The organism is Streptomyces sp. NPDC005496, assembly GCF_042872045.1.
Classification (GTDB): Bacteria; Actinomycetota; Actinomycetes; order Streptomycetales; family Streptomycetaceae; genus Streptomyces.
The window spans coordinates 709,700-728,091 of the sequence record NZ_JBIAJQ010000003.1 but is presented as its reverse complement, the minus strand read 5'-3'; the positions used below and the strand labels follow the sequence as shown (position 1 = coordinate 728,091).

18 protein-coding genes are annotated in these 18,392 nt (G+C 73.3%); 10 read left to right on the top strand and 8 right to left on the bottom strand.

What is annotated here, in order from left to right; genetic code table 11:
* Window positions 1-10: 10 nt before the first annotated feature.
* On the bottom strand, window positions 11-1,384 hold the full coding sequence (locus ACFYQQ_RS11935; protein ID WP_355784023.1) for an FAD-binding oxidoreductase: 1,374 nt from the start codon (window positions 1,382-1,384) through the stop codon (window positions 11-13).
* Between the two features lie 142 nt (window positions 1,385-1,526).
* Between ACFYQQ_RS11935 and ACFYQQ_RS11930 the strand changes: the two genes are divergently transcribed.
* The 4 genes from ACFYQQ_RS11930 to ACFYQQ_RS11915 all read left to right on the top strand — a co-directional run bounded on the left by ACFYQQ_RS11930 (window position 1,527) and on the right by ACFYQQ_RS11915 (window position 4,454).
* Window positions 1,527-2,030 carry a phosphatase PAP2 family protein gene (locus ACFYQQ_RS11930; RefSeq protein WP_355784026.1) on the top strand — a complete coding sequence of 168 codons (504 nt, stop codon included), beginning with the start codon at window positions 1,527-1,529 and terminating at the stop codon, window positions 2,028-2,030.
* Complete coding sequence (locus ACFYQQ_RS11925; protein WP_355784029.1) at window positions 2,027-2,968, top strand: decaprenyl-phosphate phosphoribosyltransferase; 942 nt, start codon at window positions 2,027-2,029, stop codon at window positions 2,966-2,968. Before ACFYQQ_RS11930 ends, ACFYQQ_RS11925 begins: the two co-directional genes overlap by 4 nt.
* A 167-nt stretch (window positions 2,969-3,135) precedes the next feature.
* A complete protein-coding gene (locus ACFYQQ_RS11920; protein ID WP_355784043.1) occupies window positions 3,136-3,552 on the top strand; it encodes a GtrA family protein in 417 nt (138 codons plus the stop codon).
* Window positions 3,540-4,454, top strand: coding sequence for a YihY/virulence factor BrkB family protein (locus tag ACFYQQ_RS11915; RefSeq protein ID WP_355784032.1), 915 nt, complete (start codon window positions 3,540-3,542; stop codon window positions 4,452-4,454). Before ACFYQQ_RS11920 ends, ACFYQQ_RS11915 begins: the two co-directional genes overlap by 13 nt.
* Here ACFYQQ_RS11915 and ACFYQQ_RS11910 read toward each other — a convergent pair.
* Window positions 4,402-5,703, bottom strand: a complete 1,302-nt coding sequence (locus ACFYQQ_RS11910) for a D-alanyl-D-alanine carboxypeptidase (RefSeq protein WP_355784035.1) — start codon at window positions 5,701-5,703, stop codon at window positions 4,402-4,404. The genes ACFYQQ_RS11915 and ACFYQQ_RS11910 overlap by 53 nt on opposite strands.
* 91 nt (window positions 5,704-5,794) lie before the next feature.
* Here ACFYQQ_RS11910 and ACFYQQ_RS11905 point away from each other — a divergent pair, with 91 nt between their 5' ends.
* Both ACFYQQ_RS11905 and ACFYQQ_RS11900 read left to right on the top strand, forming a co-directional pair.
* Window positions 5,795-6,034 (top strand): SCO4848 family membrane protein, encoded by a 240-nt coding sequence (locus tag ACFYQQ_RS11905; RefSeq protein WP_355784038.1) that lies wholly within the window; start codon window positions 5,795-5,797, stop codon window positions 6,032-6,034.
* A 69-nt stretch (window positions 6,035-6,103) separates the two neighbouring features.
* Window positions 6,104-7,477: a metallophosphoesterase gene (locus ACFYQQ_RS11900; RefSeq protein ID WP_355784041.1), complete on the top strand. Its 1,374-nt coding sequence runs from the start codon at window positions 6,104-6,106 to the stop codon at window positions 7,475-7,477.
* A gap of 279 nt (window positions 7,478-7,756) precedes the next feature.
* Here ACFYQQ_RS11900 and ACFYQQ_RS11895 read toward each other — a convergent pair whose 3' ends face one another.
* Window positions 7,757-9,208 (bottom strand): HAMP domain-containing sensor histidine kinase, encoded by a 1,452-nt coding sequence (locus ACFYQQ_RS11895; protein WP_356243613.1) that lies wholly within the window; start codon window positions 9,206-9,208, stop codon window positions 7,757-7,759.
* Window positions 9,205-9,921: a response regulator transcription factor gene (locus ACFYQQ_RS11890; RefSeq protein WP_355787289.1), complete on the bottom strand. Its 717-nt coding sequence runs from the start codon at window positions 9,919-9,921 to the stop codon at window positions 9,205-9,207. Before ACFYQQ_RS11890 ends, ACFYQQ_RS11895 begins: the two co-directional genes overlap by 4 nt.
* 159 nt (window positions 9,922-10,080) lie before the next feature.
* Here ACFYQQ_RS11890 and ACFYQQ_RS11885 point away from each other — a divergent pair, with 159 nt between their 5' ends.
* Entirely contained in the window at window positions 10,081-12,492 is a 2,412-nt protein-coding gene (locus ACFYQQ_RS11885; protein WP_355787292.1) for an MMPL family transporter, read from the top strand.
* A gap of 69 nt (window positions 12,493-12,561) precedes the next feature.
* Here ACFYQQ_RS11885 and ACFYQQ_RS11880 read toward each other — a convergent pair whose 3' ends face one another.
* The 4 genes from ACFYQQ_RS11880 to ACFYQQ_RS11865 form a co-directional block, all read right to left on the bottom strand.
* Window positions 12,562-13,401 carry a TetR/AcrR family transcriptional regulator gene (locus ACFYQQ_RS11880; protein WP_388904324.1) on the bottom strand — a complete coding sequence of 280 codons (840 nt, stop codon included), beginning with the start codon at window positions 13,399-13,401 and terminating at the stop codon, window positions 12,562-12,564.
* Between the two features lie 11 nt (window positions 13,402-13,412).
* Window positions 13,413-13,940: a thiol-disulfide oxidoreductase DCC family protein gene (locus ACFYQQ_RS11875; protein ID WP_388904322.1), complete on the bottom strand. Its 528-nt coding sequence runs from the start codon at window positions 13,938-13,940 to the stop codon at window positions 13,413-13,415.
* The gene (locus tag ACFYQQ_RS11870) at window positions 13,937-14,344 is read right to left on the bottom strand and encodes a hypothetical protein (protein ID WP_355792962.1); all 408 of its coding nucleotides are present in this window, start codon (window positions 14,342-14,344) and stop codon (window positions 13,937-13,939) included. The genes ACFYQQ_RS11875 and ACFYQQ_RS11870 overlap by 4 nt, the downstream gene beginning before the upstream one ends.
* Window positions 14,345-14,448: 104 nt before the next feature.
* Entirely contained in the window at window positions 14,449-14,865 is a 417-nt protein-coding gene (locus ACFYQQ_RS11865) for a VOC family protein (protein ID WP_355792960.1), read from the bottom strand.
* 115 nt (window positions 14,866-14,980) lie between these two features.
* On the opposite strand from ACFYQQ_RS11865, the gene ACFYQQ_RS11860 reads away from it, so the two are divergent.
* The 3 genes from ACFYQQ_RS11860 (at window position 14,981) to ACFYQQ_RS11850 (ending at window position 18,389) form a co-directional block, all read left to right on the top strand.
* Window positions 14,981-15,436 (top strand): DUF1877 family protein, encoded by a 456-nt coding sequence (locus ACFYQQ_RS11860; protein ID WP_355792958.1) that lies wholly within the window; start codon window positions 14,981-14,983, stop codon window positions 15,434-15,436.
* 95 nt (window positions 15,437-15,531) lie between these two features.
* On the top strand, window positions 15,532-15,924 hold the full coding sequence (locus tag ACFYQQ_RS11855) for a hypothetical protein (RefSeq protein WP_355792956.1): 393 nt from the start codon (window positions 15,532-15,534) through the stop codon (window positions 15,922-15,924).
* Between the two features lie 59 nt (window positions 15,925-15,983).
* Window positions 15,984-18,389, top strand: a complete 2,406-nt coding sequence (locus ACFYQQ_RS11850; protein ID WP_388904410.1) for a DUF4132 domain-containing protein — start codon at window positions 15,984-15,986, stop codon at window positions 18,387-18,389.
* Window positions 18,390-18,392: the final 3 nt, after the last annotated feature.

The following is an 18,392-nucleotide window of genomic DNA, read 5'->3' as shown; positions in this document are numbered from 1 at the left end:
AGCGCCCGCCTCACAGGCCGAGCCGGCGGGACAGGTCCGAGGTGAAGACACCGCGCGGGTCCAGCTCCGCGCGCAGCGTCCGGAAGTCCGCCAGCCGCGGGTACATCCCGTCCAGCAGCTCCGGTCGCAGGCGGGAGTCCTTGGCGAGGTAGACGCGTCCGTCGGCCGCGGCCACCTCCTCGTCCAGCTCGTCGAGGAAGGCGCCGAGGCCGGGCAGGTTCGCGGGGATGTCCAGGGCGAGGGTCCAGCCCGGCAGCGGGAAGGAGAGCCAGCCCGGGTCGCCCTCCCCGAACCGCTTGAGCACGGCGAGGAAGGACGGGCACCGGCGCTCGGAGATACGTCGCACGATCCGGCGCAGGGCCTCCTCCTTCCCGTGGCCGACGACGAACTGGTACTGCACGAAGCCGCCGCGCCCGTAGACCCGGTTCCAGTGCGGGACCCCGTCGAGCGGGTGGAAGAAGGTGGAGATCCGCTGGAGCTCACCGGTCCGCGAGCGGGGTGCCCTGCGGTACCAGAGCTCGTTGAAGAGGCCCACCGTCGTCCGGCCGAGGAGCCCCTCCGGCACGAAGGACGGGGCGGCGGGGAGGCGGCCGGGGCGGAACTCCAGCGGGTGCCTGCGGGTCCGGTCGGGCAGGGCGTCGAGCGGCGCGTGGTCGCCGCGGGTCAGCACCGAGCGCCCCATGGCCGCGCCCCGGGCGAGCAGGTCGATCCAGGCGACCGAGTAGCGGTAGCGGTGGTCGGTGGCGGTGAGCCGGGCCATCAGGTCGTCGAGGTCGTCCGCGCGCTCGGTGTCGACGGACATCAGCGAGGTCTCGACGGGCTGGAGCCGGACGGCCGCCGTGAGGATCACGCCCGTCAGGCCCATGCCGCCGGTGGTGGCGTCGAACAGGGGCGTGCCGCGGGTGACCGTGCGGATCTCGCCGTCGGCGGTGAGCAGTTCGAAGGAGGCGACGTGCCGGGAGAAGGAGCCGGACACGTGGTGGTTCTTGCCGTGGATGTCGGCGCCGATCGCGCCGCCGACCGTGACGTAGCGGGTGCCGGGCGTGACCGGCACGAACCAGCCCAGCGGGAGCAGCACCCGCATCAGCCGGTGCAGGCTCACCCCGGCGTCGCAGAGCACGGTCCCGCCCGCCGAGCCGTCGGCCGCGACCGGGGTGGCGTCGATCGCGTGGACCCGGTCCAGTCCCGTCATGTCGAGGACGGCGCCGCCCGCGTTCTGCGCGGCGTCCCCGTACGCCCGCCCCAGCCCCCGGGCGATCCCTCCGCGCGCCCCGCACTCCCGGACGGCGGTGACCGCCTCCTCGTAGCTGCGCGGGCGGACCAGGCGGGCGGCGGTCGGGGCGGTGCGGCCCCAACCCGTGACGGAGACGGTGTCGGAAGGCATGCCCGTGACCGTATCGCCGGAATGGGTGCATACCGGCGGAATCGGTGCGGCCTTGACGGGTCCTCACCGAAATGGGTGATTAATGGGATGTCGTCCAAGATTGCCGTAATTCTGGGACCACTCCCTAGAAGAGTGAGATCACATGGACGACCTTGACGACATGGACCGTCGGCTGCTGTCGGCATTCCACGGCTGCGGGACCGATCCGCGCGTGGCGGCCGTCGCGCGCGCTCTGTCCTGGGCCGGGGAGCACGGCGCGCTCTGGCTCGCGGCGGGACTCGCGGGGGCGGCCGCCGACCGGGAGCGGCGCGGCGCCTGGCTGCGCGGCACCGCGCTGATCGCCACCGCGCACCTGACCAGCATGGGAGTGAAACGGCTGGTGCGGCGCCCGCGCCCCGGACACGTCGAGCCCCTGGTCCGCACCGCGGGCCGGCACTCCTTCCCCAGCTCGCACGCCACGTCCGCGGCGGCCGCCGCGGTCGCCTACGGAGCGCTCGGCGCCCACGCGGTCCCCCCGCTCGCCGCGGCCATGTGCCTCTCCCGGCTGGTCGTCGGCGTCCACTACCCCTCCGACGTCGCCGCCGGCGCGGCGCTGGGCGCGCTCACCGCCCGGCTCGGCGCCCGCTGGATGGGGGTGGCCCGATGACCGAACGCACGGCGGTCCTGCCGGCCCCGAGCCCCGCCCCGCCGGCCGTCGCACGCGGCGGTGTCGCCCTCGGCCTGCTGAGGACCGCGCGCCCCCGCCAGTGGGTGAAGAACGTCCTGGTCGTGGCCGCGCCGGCCGCTGCGGGCGAGCTGTTCTCACGCCACGCCCTCACCCAGCTCGCGCTCGTCTTCACGCTGTTCACCGCGAGCGCAGCCGCCGTCTACCTGGTCAACGACGCCCGGGACGCTGCCGCCGACCGCGCCCACCCCGTCAAGCGCCACCGCCCGGTCGCCGCCGGACAGGTCCCGGTCCCGCTCGCGTACGCCGCCGGCGGGGTCCTCGCCGTCCTCGCCCCGGTCCTCGCGGCCTGGCTGTGCTCGCCGCTCACCTCGGCGCTGCTCGCCGCCTACCTCGGCATGCAACTGGCGTACTGCCTCAGCCTCAAGCACGTCCTGGTCGTCGACCTCGCCGTCGTCACCACCGGGTTCCTGATGCGCGCGATGATCGGCGGGCTGGCGCTCGGCATCCCGCTCTCGCGCTGGTTCCTGATCACCACGGGCTTCGGGGCCCTGTTCATGGTGTCCGCCAAGCGCTACTCCGAGGCCGTGCAGATGGCCGGCCGGGCGGGTGCCACCCGCGCGCTGCTCACCGAGTACACCACCGGCTACCTCCGCTTCGTCTGGCAGCTGGCCGCCGGGGTGGCCGTCCTCGGCTACTGCCTGTGGGCGCTGGAGGAGGGCGGTGTGGCCAGCACCAGCGTGCTGCCCTGGCGCCAGCTGTCGATGGTCGCCTTCATCCTCGCCGTCCTGCGGTACGCCGTCTTCGCCGACCGGGGCACCGCGGGCGAACCCGAGGACGTCGTCCTGCGCGACCGCGCGCTCGCCCTCATCGGCCTGGTGTGGCTGGCCATGTACGGCCTCGCCGTCGCGAACTGGTGAGCGTCACGCGGCGGTCCCCGGCGCGCGACGTGGGAGCGCCCGCGCCGGACCGCGGGAACGCCGCCAACCCCGGGAGCCCCGGGAGCGCCGGGAGCCCTGGGAACCTCGGGAGCGCCGCCGACCCCGGGAGCGCCGCCAGCCCCGGGAGCCCCGGGAGGCGTGCCCTCCTGCGGGAGCTGCTCGGCTTCGCCGCCGTCGGCCTGCTCGCCTACGCGGCCGACCTCGGCCTCTTCGTCTGGCTGCGCGGGCCCGCCGGCCTCGACCCGCTCACCGCCAAGGCCCTCTCGTTCGTGGCGGGCTGCTCGGTGGCGTACGCGGGCAACGCGCTCGGCACCTACCGGCACACCGGCACCCGGGGGCTGCGCCGGTACGCCGTCTTCTTCGCGGTGAACGTCGCGGGCGCCCTCGTCCAGCTGCTCTGCATCGCCGTCAGCCACTACGGTCTCGGTCTCACCTCGCAGCGCGCGGACACCGTCTCCGGCGCGGGCGTCGGCATGGCGCTCGCCACGGTGCTGCGGTTCTGGGGCACCCGGACATGGGTGTTCCGACAGGAGCGGGGCAGAGTCGGATCATGGACTGGCTGAAGAAGCTCCCGGGGGTCGGCCCGCTCGTCGTGCGCCTGACGCGGACGCACGCGTGGCGGTCGTACGAGCGTCTGGACCGGGTGAAGTGGACCCGCCTCGCGGCGGCGATGACCTTCATCAGCTTCGTGGCGCTCTTCCCGCTGCTGACGGTCTCCGCCGCGATCGGCGCGGCCACGCTCAGCGCCGGCCGCCAGAAGGAGATCCAGGACAAGATCGCCGAACAGTTCCCCGGCATCTCCGACCAGCTCGACATCAACGGCCTGGTGGAGAACGCCGGCACGGTCGGGATCATCGCCGGTGCGGTGCTGCTGTTCACCGGCATCGGCTGGGTCGGCTCCGCGCGGGAGTGCCTGCGGGCCGTCTGGGAGCTGGACGACACCGACGAGAACCCGTTCCTGCGCAAGCTCAAGGACGGCGGAGTGCTCCTCGGCCTCGGCGGCGCCGTCCTCGTCACCCTCGCCGCGTCGATCGTCGCCTCCGCCCTGGTGGGCTGGACGGCCGACCGGCTGGGCCTCGACAAGGGCGGCTGGGGAAGCGTCCTGCTGCACGTCGCCGCGTTCCTCGTCGCCGTCCTCGCCGACTTCCTGCTCCTGCTGTACGTCCTGACCCTGCTGCCCGGCGTCGAACCGACCCGGCGCCGGCTGCTGGTGGCCGCGCTGACCGGCGCCGTCGGCTTCGAACTGCTCAAGCTGCTGCTCAGCGGCTACATCCAGGGCGTCGCCTCGAAGAGCATGTACGGCGCCTTCGGCGTGCCCGTCGCGCTGCTGCTGTGGATCAACTTCACCGCGAAACTCGTGCTGTTCTGCGCCGCGTGGACGGCGGAACCGAGCCGGGAGGAGGACCGGCCGGTCAGCGCCGCGTCCGACGGCGTACCAGATCCGGCAGCGGCCACCGGCGGTTGACCACGAACACCCCGGCGGCGAGCAGCACCAGCAGCCCGCCCGTGACGGCCAGGGCGGTGGCGATGCCGCTCGAACCGCCCTTGCCGGCGGAGGAGGCGGCCACCGGCTTCGCGGAGGCGGCGCCGTCCGGGGTGCCGGACGCGGTCGACCCCGGCTGCGCCGTCGCCTCGGCGCCCTTGGGCAGCACCAGCATGCCCACCGGCGTGACCTTGCCGGCCGCCTGGAAGCCCCAGTCGAAGAGGCGCGCGGTCTCCTTGTAGACCTCGTTGTGCTCGTCCTTGTCCGGGTTCAGGACGGTGACGAGCAGCACCCTGCCGTCGCGTTCGGCGACGCCCGTGAAGGTGGCGCCCGCGTTGCTCGTGTTGCCGTTCTTCACCCCGGCGATGCCCTGGTACGGGGTGACATCGCTGTCGCCGGACAGCAGCCGGTTGGTGTTCTGGATCTCGAAGGACTCCCGGGACGTCTTGCCCTTCCCGCTCTTCTTCGTCTCCCCGGGGAACGCGGCCCGCACGGTGGAGCAGTACTCGCGGAAGTCCGCGTTCTGCAGCCCGGAGCGGGCGATCAGCGTCAGGTCGTACGCCGACGACACCTGGCCCTTCTGGTCGTAGCCGTCCGGGCTCACCACGTGGGTGTCGAGGGCCTGGAGCTCCTCGGCGTGCGCCTGCATGTCCTGGACGGTCCGCTCCACGCCGCCGTTCATCGCGGACAGGACGTGCACGGCGTCGTTGCCGGAGCGCAGGAAGACGCCGAGCCACAGGTCGTGGACCGAGTACGTCTCGCCCTCCTTTATCCCGACCATGCTGGAACCCGAACCGATCCCGGCCAGGTCGGAGACCTCCACCTTGTGCTTGTCGGTCTTCGGGAACCTCGGCAGCACGGTGTCCGCGAAGAGCATCTTCAGAGTGCTCGCCGGGGGCAGCTTCCAGTGCGCGTTGTGGGCGGCCAGCACCTCGCCGGACTCGGCGTCGGCGACGATCCACGAGCGCGCGGTCACGTCCTTGGGCAGCACCGGGGCGCCGCTGCCGAGGTTCACCTGCGTCCCCGGCCGGCCGAGGCGCGCGCCGCCCACGGTCGACATGTCCGCCGGGGGCGGGTCCGAGGGCTTCGACGAAGGCGAGGGGGCCGGCGTCGCCGTCGGCGTCGCGTCGGCGAAGGCGGGCGCCGCGAGGGAGAGGGACAGCGAGAGCGACAACAGGGCGGCGGAAGCGGCCGGCAGGCGATGCCTGGCGTTCTGTTTCGAGGCGGGCACGGTCGAGAAAGTACAGGGCCGCGCGCGCGAAGTCCCGCCGCCCTCCCCACCCCGGCCACGGTGTCCGTTCGGCGGCGGCGATACTGAACGCATGAAGCTCAGCCGCCCCGTCTCCTGGTTCCTGCTCGCCTTCGGGGTGTGGAGCTGGGTCATCTGGATCACTTTCGTCAAAAATCTCGCCGCGGACGGCAGCGGGCTCGCCTTCGACGACGGCGACCCCACGGCGTACTTCTGGGTGCACCTGACTCTGGCCGTCGTCTCCTTTGCATTGGGGACGATCGTCGGGGGCATCGGGTTGCGCGGCCTGCGGGCATTGCGCCGGACGCCATAAGGCCCGCGGGCCGCGCTGACCGACGGGTCGGATCTTCATGACTGAGGGAACTGCGGGGGGTACGGCGTCATGGTCATCGTCTTCGTGCTGATCGGGGCGGCCGTGCTGGCCGCGTTCGGCGCGCTGCACTGGTACGCGTGGCGCCGCCTGGTCCGCGACACCACCCGCGGACCCGGTCCCGCCCGGCGCGCCGGCACCGCGGTGTTCGTGGCGGGGCCGGTGCTGATGTTCGCCGGTCTGGCCGCCGAGCGGGGCGGGGCGCCGTTCCTGCTCCAGCGGGTGCTGGCCTGGCCGGGGTTCCTGTGGATGGCCCTGTCGATGTACCTCCTGCTGGCGCTGGTCGCGGGCGAGTTCGTCCGCCCGCTGCTGCGCCGGGCGGCCGCCCGGCGGACGCCCGCGGGCACGGGCGGCGGAGCGCGGCCCGACGACGACCGGCCCGCCGCGCAGACGGACCCGGACGCGCCGGCCACCGCCGAGCCCGCCGAACCGGCGGCAGTCGGAGGACCCGGGTCCCCACGCGGCGCCCTTCCCCGCTCCGGTTCCGGTACGGAGCCGGCCCCCGAGGACACCTCCGGCGCGCCGGCTTCCGAGGGCGCGAAGGACCGGTCGGGCGACGGCCCTTCGCGGCGGCTGTTCGTCTCGCGTGTCGTGGGCGGCGCGGCGGCGGCCGTCGCCGTGGGCACCGTGGGGTACGGGACGTACGGCGTCCTGCGCGGGCCCGCCGTCAAGCGGGTCACCGTCCCACTGGCCAAACTGCCGCGCGCCGCCCACGGGTTCCGGATCGCCGTGGTCAGCGACATCCACCTCGGGCCCGTGCTCGGGCGGGACTTCTGCGCCCGGGTCGTCGACACGATCAACGCGACGCAGCCCGACCTCATCGCCGTCGTGGGCGACCTGGTCGACGGCAGCGTCAAGGACCTCGGGCCGGCCGCGGCGCCCCTGGCCCGCCTGCGGGCGCGCCACGGCGCCTACTTCGTCACCGGCAACCACGAGTACTTCTCCGGGGCCGAGCAGTGGGTCCGCGAGGTCCGCGAACTGGGCCTGCACCCGCTGGAGAACGCGCGCACGGAGCTGGCCGGCTTCGATCTCGCGGGCGTGAACGACGTGCAGGGCGAGAGCGAGGGGCAGGGGCCGGACTTCGCGAAGGCCCTCGGGGACCGGGACCCGGCACGCGCGTGCGTGCTCCTGGCCCACCAGCCGGTGCAGATCCACGACGCGGTCGAGCACGGCGTGGACCTCCAGCTCTCCGGCCACACGCACGGCGGCCAGCTCTGGCCCGGCAACTTCGTCGCCGAACTCGCCAACCCCACGGTCGCGGGCCTGGAGCGGTACGGCGACACCCAGCTCTACGTCTCCCGCGGCGCGGGGGCCTGGGGGCCGCCGGTCCGGGTGGGCGCCCCCTCCGACATCACCGTCGTGGAACTGGCGTCGAAGCAGGCGTGACCGGGCCCGCGTGACGGCGCCCTGAACCGGCGCGGGTTCAGAGGACGGAGGCGGACCGGGCGGTGACGTCCGGTGCCCGGGCCGGCCACCGGAGCCGGGGCGGCCCCCGGGGCTAGGCGGGGCAGGGGCCGTGGGGCGGTCCGGCAGGGTCCGTCCTGTGCACGGGCCGGCCTCCCGGGCCTGGGGTGGACCCTCCGGGCTAGGCGGGGCAGGGGCCGTGGGGCGGCCCGGCAGGTCCGTCCTGTGCCGGCCTCCCTGACCCGCGCCGGCCCCAGCGGGCTACGCGGGGCAGGGGTCGTGGGGCCGGGCCGGCAGGGTCACCGTCACGGCCAGCCCCTCACCCGGCGCCGTACGCACCGCCACCTCGCCGCCGTGGGCCGCCACCACGCCCTGCACGATGGACATCCCGAGGCCGCTGCCCGCTCCGCCGCCCGCCCGGAAGAAGCGGTCGAAGACCCGCGCCGCGTCGTCCTCCGCGAGCCCCGGCCCCTCGTCCGCGACGCACAGCCGCACCGCCCCGTCCGCGCGCTCCAGCCCCAGCCGCACCGGCACCCCGGCGGGCGTGTGGGTCCGTACGTTGCCCACCAGGTTGCCGAGGACCTGCCGCAGCCCGGACTCGTCGGCCCGCACCAGGATCGTGCCCTCGGCGTCCACGCTCACCGGCCGGTCCGGCTGCTGGGCCCGCAGATCCTCGGCCGCGTCCCGCACCAGGGCGCTCAGGTCCACGCTCCGGAAGCGCAGCTCGGGACGCTGGTCCAGGCGGGCCAGGGTGAGGAGTTCGTCGACCAGCCGGCCCATGCGGTCGGCCTCCGCGTTCACCCGCGTCCAGGCCCGCTCCCGTTCCTCGGGGTTCACCAGCATCCCCCGCTCGTAGAGCTGGAGGTAGCCGCGGATCGCCGACAGCGGGGTGCGCAGCTCGTGCGAGGCGTCCCCGACGAACCGGCGCAGCTGGGCCGCGCTGCGCTCCCGCGTCCGGTAGGCCGATTCGACCTGCTGGAGCATGGAGTTGAGGGCGAGCCGCAGCTGCTCGACCTCCTGGGTCGGGTGGTGGCTCGAGGGCACGCGCCGGGTCAGGTCCCCCTCGGCGATCGCGGTCGAGGTCTCCACCATGGCCTCCAGCGGACGCATCCGGCGGCTCACGCTGACCATCGTCAGCGCGGCCAGCAGTGCCAGGAGCAGCGTCCCGAAGGCCAGGTCGAGCCGGAGCGCCTTCTCGATGCCCTTGTGCAGGCCGTCGGTCGAGGTGGCGAGCAGCACGTACGAGCCGTCGGCCAGCCGCACGCCGGTGGCCCGGTAGGGAGTGCCGCGCACGCTGACGTCCCGCGGCTCGGCGCCGGCGGCGAGGCCGCCCGGGTCGTCCACCGCGGCGGCGAGGTCGCGCTGGCCGCGGGTCGGCGCGAAACCGCCCATGCTGACGGCCTCGCCCGAGCGGTCCGCCAGCGCGAAGATCATGTCCGGTTCCGGTGAACCGTCCGTAGGTGAGAGGAGGCGGTCCCGCACGATGGAGAGCGCGGCCAGCGAGTCGATCTGCCGCAGGGTGAGCCGCGAACTCCCCAGCGAGGAGCGCGTCTTGACCAGCTCGGCGTCGACCTGGTCGAGCAGGTAGTGCCGCATGCCCATCAGGCTCACGGCGGTGGCGACGACGATGCCGAGGGCCAGCAGGCCGACGTTCGCCAGCGTCAGCTTCCCGCGCAGCGAGTGGATCCCGTGCCGCGGGCGCCAGAGCCTCACGCGAGCCCGTATCCGACGCCCCGCCGGGTGGTGATCACGGGCGCGCCGAGGGCGTCGAGCTTGCGCCGCAGATAGCTGATGTAGGTCTCCACGACCGTCGACTCGGACGGCGCGTGCTCGTACTGCCAGACGTGGCGCAGCAGTTGCTCCTTCGGCACGATCCGGCCGCCGTTGCGGACCAGGAACCGCAGCAGCGCGTACTCGGTCGGGGTGAGTTCGACGGTGCGCCCCGCGCGGTGGACGCGGTACGTCGACTCGTCCAGTTCCAGGTCGCCGTAGCGCAGGGGCGGGCGCTGCGGCAGCACGTCGGCGGAGCGGGTGCGGCGCAGTACGGCCGTGATCCGGGCGATCACCTCGTCGATGTTGAACGGCTTGGTGATGTAGTCGTCGCCGAAGCCGAGCGCGCCGACGATCTCGGCGGGCGCGTCGCGGGCGGTGAGGAAGACGAGCGCCAGATCCGGTTGCCGCGCGCGCAGTTCGCGGCCCAGCGCCCGCCCGTCGCCGTCCGGCAGCATCACGTCGAGCAGCGCCGCGTCGGGCCGGGTGCGCTCAGCGAGGGTGAGCGCCTCACGGACGGTGCCCGCCGTCATGACCGTGAACCGGTGGTAGCGCAGGGCGATGGCCAGCACGTCCGCGATGCTCGGCTCGTCCTCGACGACGAGGACGGTCGCGCCCTCGTGCTCGGCGGCGGGCGCTCCCTCGTGTCCGGTCATGCCCCCCAGTATCCGCACAGCCGTGGGCCCTTGGGGCGGCTCCCGCTTTGGAGTTCCTTGAGAGTCGTGCGTGTGTCGTGTCGCCGGGACCGCGTGCCCCGGGATCCTGGGGGCTCAGGACCTGGGGGACCCGATGAAGGAGCGTAGAGCGTGACGACATTGGCACGGTGGTGCTATCGGCACCGGCTGGTGGTCCTGTTCCTGTGGCTGGGGGCCCTGTTCGGGCTGGGCGCGGCGGGATCGGCCGCCGGTACCGACTACTCGAACGTCTTCTCCCTCCCCGACACGGACTCCAAGCGCGCGTTCGACCTGATGGAGAAGGCCTTCCCGGAGAGCTCGGGCGACACCGACACGGTGGTCTGGAAGGTCGACGAGGGCACGGTGCGGGACGCGTCCGTACGGTCCCGGATCGAGCCCGCCCTCGCGGAGATCGGCCGCATGGAGGGCGTCGGGCAGGTCGCCGGTCCCTACGCCGGGCGGGAAGGCGCGGCGCAGATCAGTGAGAACGGGAAGATCGCCTACGCCCGGGTCACCTTCGAGGAGCAGGCGAACGCCGTCCCCAAGGAGCTGGTGCAGGACGTCGTGGACCGCGCCCAGGAGGCCGAACGTGCGGGCCTGAGCGTGGAGTTGGGCGGCCAGGCGATCACCCGGATCCAGGAGCCGCCGACCGGCTTCGCCGAGGTCGTCGGCATCGCGGCGGCCGCCGTGGTCCTCTTCCTCGCCTTCGGCGCGCTCTTCGCGATGGTGCTGCCGATCGTCGTCGCGATCGCGGGCGTCGGCACCGGACTCATGTCGACGACGCTGCTCAGCCATGTCACCGACGTGCCCGAAGTCGCGCCGCTGCTCGGCTCGTTGATCGGTCTCGGCGTCGGCATCGACTACGCGCTGTTCATCGTCACCCGGCACCGGCGGGGCATCCTGCGCGGTGCCGCCCCCGAGGACGCGGCGGTCACCGCCCTCAACACCTCGGGCCGCGCCGTGCTGTTCGCGGGCGGCACCGTCTGCATCGCGCTCGCCGGCATGCTGGTGATGAACATGCGCTTCCTGGACGGCGTCGTCATCGCGACCTCCCTGACTGTCGTCCTGAGCGTGCTCGCGGCCACCACCCTGCTGCCCGCGCTGCTCGGCCTGCTCGGGATGAAGGTCCTCAGCCGCCGCCAGCGCCGCCGGCTCGCCGAGACCGGGCCGGAGTCGCACGAGGCGAGCGGTCTCGCGGCCCGCTGGTCGGCGTACGTCCAGCGCCGCCCCCGTTCGACGGCGCTGGTGGCCGTCGTCGTGATGGCCGCGCTGGCCGTCCCCGTGCTGTCGCTGCGCCTCGGCACCAGCGACCAGGGCAACCAGCCGGCGTCCACGACGACCCGGCAGGCCTACGACCTGCTCGCCGAGGGCTTCGGACCCGGCTTCAACGGACCACTCCAGGTCGTCGTGGAGCGCGGTGACGCCGCCGGTCTGGTGTCGGCGATCGAGGCGACCGACGGGGTGGCGCAGGTGGCCGCGGCGCCGCCCGCGCGGGGCATCACCGTCATCCAGGTCGTGCCCGAGACCTCCCCGCAGTCCGAGGACACGGACCGGCTCATCGACGAGCTGCGCGACGAGGTGATCCCCGGGTCCGGGACCGAGGCGTACGTCGGCGGGGTCACGGCCGTCTTCAAGGACTTCGCGTCCGTGACCGGGGACCGGCTGCCCTACTTCGTCGCGACGATCATCGCGCTCGGCTTCCTGCTGCTGCTCGTCGCCTTCCGCTCCCTGGTCGTCCCGCTGACGGCCGCCCTGATGAACCTGATCGCGGCCGCCGCGTCCTTCGGTGTCCTGGTCGCGGTCTTCCAGTGGGGCTGGGGGGTGGAGGCCATCGGCTTCGGCAAGGAGGGCCCGATCACCTCCTTCCTCCCGGTGATCATGCTGTCGCTCCTGTTCGGCCTCTCGATGGACTACCAGGTGTTCCTGGTCAGCCGGATGCACGAGGAGTGGGTGCACACCAAGGACAACGCGCGCGCGGTCCGCGTCGGCCTCGCCGAGACCAGCCGGGTCATCAACTGCGCGGCCCTGATCATGATCTGCGTGTTCTCCGCGTTCGTCCTGAGCGGCGACACGGAGGGCGCCATGGCGGGCATCGGACTGGCCGCCGCCGTCGCCCTGGACGCCTTCATCCTCCGTACGGCCCTGGTGCCGGCCGCGATGCACCTGCTCGGCCGCTCGAACTGGTGGCTGCCGGCCGGGCTCGACAAGCGCCTGCCGCATCTGGCGGTCGAGCCCCGCGAGGAGGCCGAGCCGGAGCCGCGGGCCGGCGGGGGAGGGGCGACGGTCGTCCACGGCCTCGTCCGCGACGCCGACGGCGAACTGGTCGACGGCGCGGTCCTCACCCTGCTCTCCAAGGGCGGACGCCGGCTGGACCGGGTGCACTCGCTCGCCGACGGCTCCTACATCGTGTCGGTGCCCTCGCCGGGGACGTACCTGCTGGCGGCGACCGCGGCCTCGTACGGCTCCCGCGCCCACCACGTCGTCGTCACCGGTGAACCGCTGGTGCACGACGTGGAGCTGGCCTCGTCGGACGAGGTGGACGCGGTGAACTAGAGGCGGACGCGCCGCCGGGCCCGGGCACGGGACGCGCACGTCTCGCGCCCGTGCCCGGCGGCGCGCCGCTCACGTCACAGGAGGCTCACCCGCATCGTCCGGCGGATCCGCGTCCCCGGATTTCCGCGCCCTGGCCCCCGGGTCCGGCAGCACCCGGGTCATCCCCGGCAGGAAGTCCGTGAACAGCTCGTGCACCTCGTGGACGAGGGGGCGCAGCACCCGGAACCGCGCCAGCGAGACGCCCCGCGTGGTGAGCCGTGCCCCGCGCTCGGCCAGCCGGTAGCTGCGCTCGCGTCCCTCCGTGCGGTCGAAGACCCAGTACAGGACGAGGCCCATCTGGGAGAGCCACATCAGCTCCGGCAGCACGTCCCGCAGCTCGTCGGGGACCTTCGCCTTCGAACCGGCGAGCACCTGCCGGTGCATGGCGATGGCGGCCTCGCGCGGGCCCTGCGACTCCGGGGAGAAGGGGCTGAGCGGGCTGTCGGGGTCGGCGGCGTTCTTGAAGAACTGCGCCGCGAACTCGTGGTACGGCTCGGCCACGTCCAGCCACGCCTTCAGCACCCCGGCGATCCGCGCCTCCAGGTCCTTCTCCCGCTCCAGGACGGGCCCCACCGCCACCTGGTGCTCGACCCCGATCCGGTCGTAGAAGCCCTGGATCAGGTGCTCCTTGCCGGCGAAGTAGTAGTAGGCGTTGCCGACCGAGACACCGGCCTCCTTGGCGATGGCCCGCATGGTCGTCTTGTCGTACCCGCGCTCCTGGAACAGGCGCAGCGCCGTCTCCAGGATCAGCGCACGGGTCTGCTCGCTCTTGGCCGGGCCCTTGTCCGGGCCCGGGGCGGAGCGCTTGCCGGGGCCCCCGCCGGGGGCGGGGGCCGCGTCGGATCCGGGGCTGTCGTTCGCTGCTGGCACGGGAACAGAGCCTAACGAGTGGCGCAGGCGCCGCCGTCACAGGCGGGCGGGGTGTAGACCCAGCCGTCCTTCGGGTCGTACGCCCATCCGTCGCTCCCGTGGTAGGCCCGGCCGCCCCAGCCGTCGGCGCCGCCCCGGTGCGTGCGGCGCCACTTCGCGGCGGCCAGCATCGCGCCCTTGGCGAGCTGCGCCCCGGCCGGTGTGCTGAGGCGGTGGGCGAGCGGCCGGTGGTCGCGCAGTGCCCAGAGGCAGACGACCCAGGCGGCGGAGCCGCGGTAGAGCTGGCCGGCGTCCCCGATGACGGTGATCTCCTCGAGGGTGGCCCGGTGGTCGAGGCCGGGGAAGCGGCGGCGCGCCTCCTCGGAGCCGGCGGGGACCAGCCGCAGCGGCACCAGCTGCGGCTGGCGCACCAGCCAGTCGCGCAGGAACGAGCACAGCCCGCACCGGGCGTCGTACAGGACCGTGAGCCCGCGGACCGGGACGCGCGAGGCGTCCCGGGCCGGACCGGCGGCGGTGGCCGTCGGGTTCACCCCGCTCACATCCCGGCCGAGGGGGCGACCCACTCCTGCGGCGCGACGGGCGGGAGCTGCTCCCGCTCCATGACACCCCGGCGGCGGATCTTGTTCAGGACGAACACGTTGCCCAGGTGCATGACCCCGAGGACCAGCAGCACCACGCCTAGCTTGGTCGACAGGGCCTCGAAGATCCCGCGGGCGTCGGCGATCTCGTCGTCCTGGTTCAGGTAGAGGGCGACGAAGCCCAGGTTGACCAGGTAGAAGCCGACCACCAGCAGGTGGTTGACCGCGTCGGCGAGCTTCTCGTTCCCGTGCAGCACGTCGGCGAGGAAGATCCGCCCGTTGTGGCTGAGCGTGCGTGCCACCCAGACGGTCAGAGCGATGCTGACCAGCAGGTAGATGACGTACGCGACGACTGTGAGATCCATGATCCCCACCCCTTGTTGAACACGTTCAAAACGTTGTCGTGCACGACTGTAGACCTGCTTTTGAACATGTTCAAGTCAGGGTGGGGGTCCGTCGTGGCTCCCGGCTACGGCTGTACGGTGCGCGCGAGTTCGGGGCGCTTGCCGTAGTCCGTGAAGCCGATGACGTTGCCCCACGGGTCGGCGATCTCCACGGTCCAGCCGGTCGCCCCCGGGAAGGGCGCGTCCAGGGGCTGGATGCCGGCCGCGGCGAGCGCGTCGGCCGTGGCCCGCGCGTCCCGCACCTCCAGCCACACCCGGGGCGTGGCCCACGGCGGCTGGCGGTGGCTCAGCTCCTCGTCCAGGCGCAGCAGCAGGCCGGGCGTCTCCTTGCCCACCTTCAGCAGCGCGATCCCGGCCTCGTCGAGCCGGAAGGCCACGGGGAACCCGGCCCGCTCGTAGAAGCCCACCGCCTCGCCGAGATTCCCGACGGGCAGCACCACATTGTCGAAACCGAGCAGCTCGTACGACTCGTCATCTGACATGCCGTCAGGCTAAAACGGCATCCGTACTTCCCCAGGAAGCGCGACCCACCGGTCACCGACATGGCGGAGGGCGCGGTTAGCCTCTGGCGAGGATCCGCTCGAAAGGCGCTGAGTGATGAACGTTTCGCTGTTTCCCCTTCCGCCGCGGGAGGTCGACAGTGGGTTCGAGCACGTGATGTCCCGCCATTACGCCCTCGAGTCCGAGGAGGCCGCCGGACTGTGCGACCTCGGTGAGGACTCGGGCGTGGTGGAGCAGCTGCTCGTCCGTGCCGGCGCAGGGGACGAAGTGCTTGCCGCCGTGTCCGGGGAGAACGTTCTCGGGGACGACGGTGCGGGAACCGTCTGCACGTTCGTGCCCGTGGAAGAGGTGGCGCGGATCGCCCGCTTCCTTTCCTCGGTGAGTGCGCACGAAGTGATGCAGAGCGCCCCGGAGGTGCTTTCCGGCATCCTTCGAGGGGGAATTCCGGCGGGTTACCTCGACGATCTGCGGGAGTCCCTGGACGACCTCTGGAAGCTGTACGGCCTCGCGGACCGCGAGGGGCTGTGCGTGGCCCAGGTGTACGAGGGCTGAGGAGCGGCGCCGGGCAGGCCGCCCCAACACCGGGCAGGCCGCCCCGGCACCGGTCGGGTGACCCGTTGTCAGACCCCCCGCCTACTGTCCTCCCCATGGCAACGGTGACGATCGTCGACGAGACGACCAGTGGGGATCGCGGGGCGGGCTGGGGGATCGAGATCGCCGAGGAGCGGCTCACGGTGGGTGAGCTGATCCGGCGGCGGGTCTTCCAGGAGGTCGCCGAGTACAACGCGCGCATGCCGCGGGTGTTCCAGGGGCTGGTGCAGCCCGAGGACACCGAGCGCGTCCTGAACGGCTACGCGCTGCGCACGCCCCGGCGGATAGACCCCGAGGCGCAGACGGCGCTGGCGCTGAAGGCGTTCGCGGGCAACGGCTTCCTGGTGCTCGTGGGGGACCGCCAGGTCACCGGCCCCGACGAGGAGATCGACCTCGTGCTCGGCACCGAGGTCACCTTCCTGAAGCTCGTCGCGCTGGTGGGGGGCTGACAGCCGTGCGGACGAACACGTACGCGGAGCGCGTCCGCGCGCACGCCGCCGACGGGAACATGGGGAAGCTGGCCGACGAGGCGCTGAAAGCCGCCGTCGCCGCCAAGGGGCACTGGGGCGGGCTCTGGACCGAGATCACCGACGCCCTGCGGGACCTGCCCCGGGAGGACCGCGTCCGCCTCGCCGGCGCCCTGGCCGAGCGGTACCACTCGCTCGGCGAGGACTCGGACGCCCGCCGCAACCTGCTCACCCTGATCGACGTCGTCGCCCAGGACCTGCCCGGCGACCCCCTCGCCACGGAGCGGCTCAAGGAACTGGAGCGCATCGGCGGACAGCACTCGGTCTGGTACGGCTCCCGCCTCGACGTCCTCGCCGAGGCCGAGCTGGCCGCAGGCCGCGCACTGCCCCCGGCGGTCGTCGCCGTCTACCGTCGCTCCGCCCTGGAGGCCTACCGCGCGCCCGGCCTCACCGAACTGGCCGGACGGCTCACCGAGCCCGTCCTCAACGTCGGCGAGGAATGGGCCGAACACGCGATGCGGCACGACGACGGCCCGGACGGGCCCTGGCACGCCCTCCTCGCCCACGCCGCGACCGCCACCGCCTCCAAGCCCACAGCCAAGTGGGACAAGCGGGCCCGCGCGCTGGTCGACGCCCTCGGCGCGGACCGCGTGCGCGCCGCCGTGCTGCCCTGGCTGGCGCTCGTCGGCCGCCCCCGGACCTTCCCGCTGGACAACGGGCCGTACGGGCCCGACGTCAACAGCGCCTACGACCCGTACAACGCCAACGCCCTGCGGGGACTCGCCTGGCTGCTCTCCCTGCTGCCCCCGCACCCCGAGACGGCACGCACGCTCGGCACCCTCGTCGAGACCTCCCTGAGGAAGGTCGCCGGCCTCGGCCCCCGCAACCCCAAGGTCGCGAACGCCGGCGTCGTCGCCCTGGCCCGCGTCGACAGCGAGGCCGCCCTCGCCGAACTGGCCCGGCTCGCCACGAGGGTGACGTACAAGAACACCGCCAAGCTGATCGACGGCGCCCTGGAGGCGCGTGCCACCGCGCTCGGACTGCCCCGCGAGGAGATCGAGGAGCTGGCCGTCCCGGCGTACGGGCTCACCGAGGTCGGCGGCGCCGAGCTGCGCCTCGGCGAGGCCACCGCGGTGATCGGTGTGCGGGGCACCCGGGCCCTGCTGAGCTGGCACAACGCCGCGGGCACCCCGGTGAAGACCGTCCCGGCCGCCGTCCGGCGCGACCACGCCGACGAGCTCAAGGAGCTGAAGGCCGCGGTCAAGGACATCGACAAGATGCTGTCGGCGCAGAGCGAGCGCCTCGACCGGCAGTTCCTCGCCCGCCGCACCTGGACCTACGGCCCCTGGCGCGAGCGCTACCTGGACCACCCCCTCGTCGGCACGCTCGCCCGCCGGCTCATCTGGACCGTCGACGGCACCCCCGTCGGATTCGCCGACGGCGAGCTGCGCACGCTGACCGACACCCCGGTCACCACAGGCGAGCGCGTCGAGCTGTGGCACCCCGTGGACCGCGATCCCGCCGAGGTCGTCGCCTGGCGGGACTGGCTGGAGCGCCACGCGGTCACCCAGCCCTTCAAGCAGGCGCACCGCGAGGTGTACCTGCTCACCGACGCCGAGCGCGCCACGGGCACGTACTCGAACCGGTTCGCCGCGCACGTCCTGCGCCAGCACCAGTTCCACTCCCTCGCCGCCGTCCGCGGCTGGCGCGACAAACTGCGGCTGTGCGTGGACGACGAGGCGCCGCCCGCCACCCGGGAGCTGCCTCAGTGGGGACTGCGCGCCGAGTACTGGATCGAGGGCGAGGGCGAGGAGTACGGCGTCGACACCACCGAGTCGGGCAGCTATCTGCGGCTGCGCACCGACCAGGTGCGCTTCTACCCGATCGGCGCCCCGGAGAACTCGGCGCACTGCGGCGGCGGCGAGTACCGCATGTGGCTGCGCGACGGCGAGGAGCCCGTGGAACCGCTGCCGCTCACCGACATCCCGCCCCTGGTGCTCTCCGAGGTGCTGCGCGACGTCGACCTGTTCGTCGGTGTCGCCAGCGTCGGCAACGACCCGACCTGGCAGGACGGCGGCCCCGGCGGCCGCTTCCGCGAGTACTGGACCTCGTACGGCTTCGGCGAGCTGAACCAGAGCGCCGAGACCCGCCGGGCGCTCCTCGAACGCCTGATACCCCGGCTGGCGATCGCGGACCGCTGCCGTCTGGAGGGCCGCTTCCTGCACGTCGCGGGCGACCGCCACCAGTACAAGATCCACCTCGGCTCGGGCAACATCCTGCGCAGCCCGAACGACCAGTACCTGTGCATCGTCCCGAAGGCGGGCACCGGCGGCTCCGGCTACCTGCCCTTCGAGGGCGACCGGACGCTGGCCGTCGTGCTGAGCAAGGCGATGCTGCTGGCGGACGACCTGAAGATCACCGACCCGACGATCCTGAGCCAGCTGTAGCCG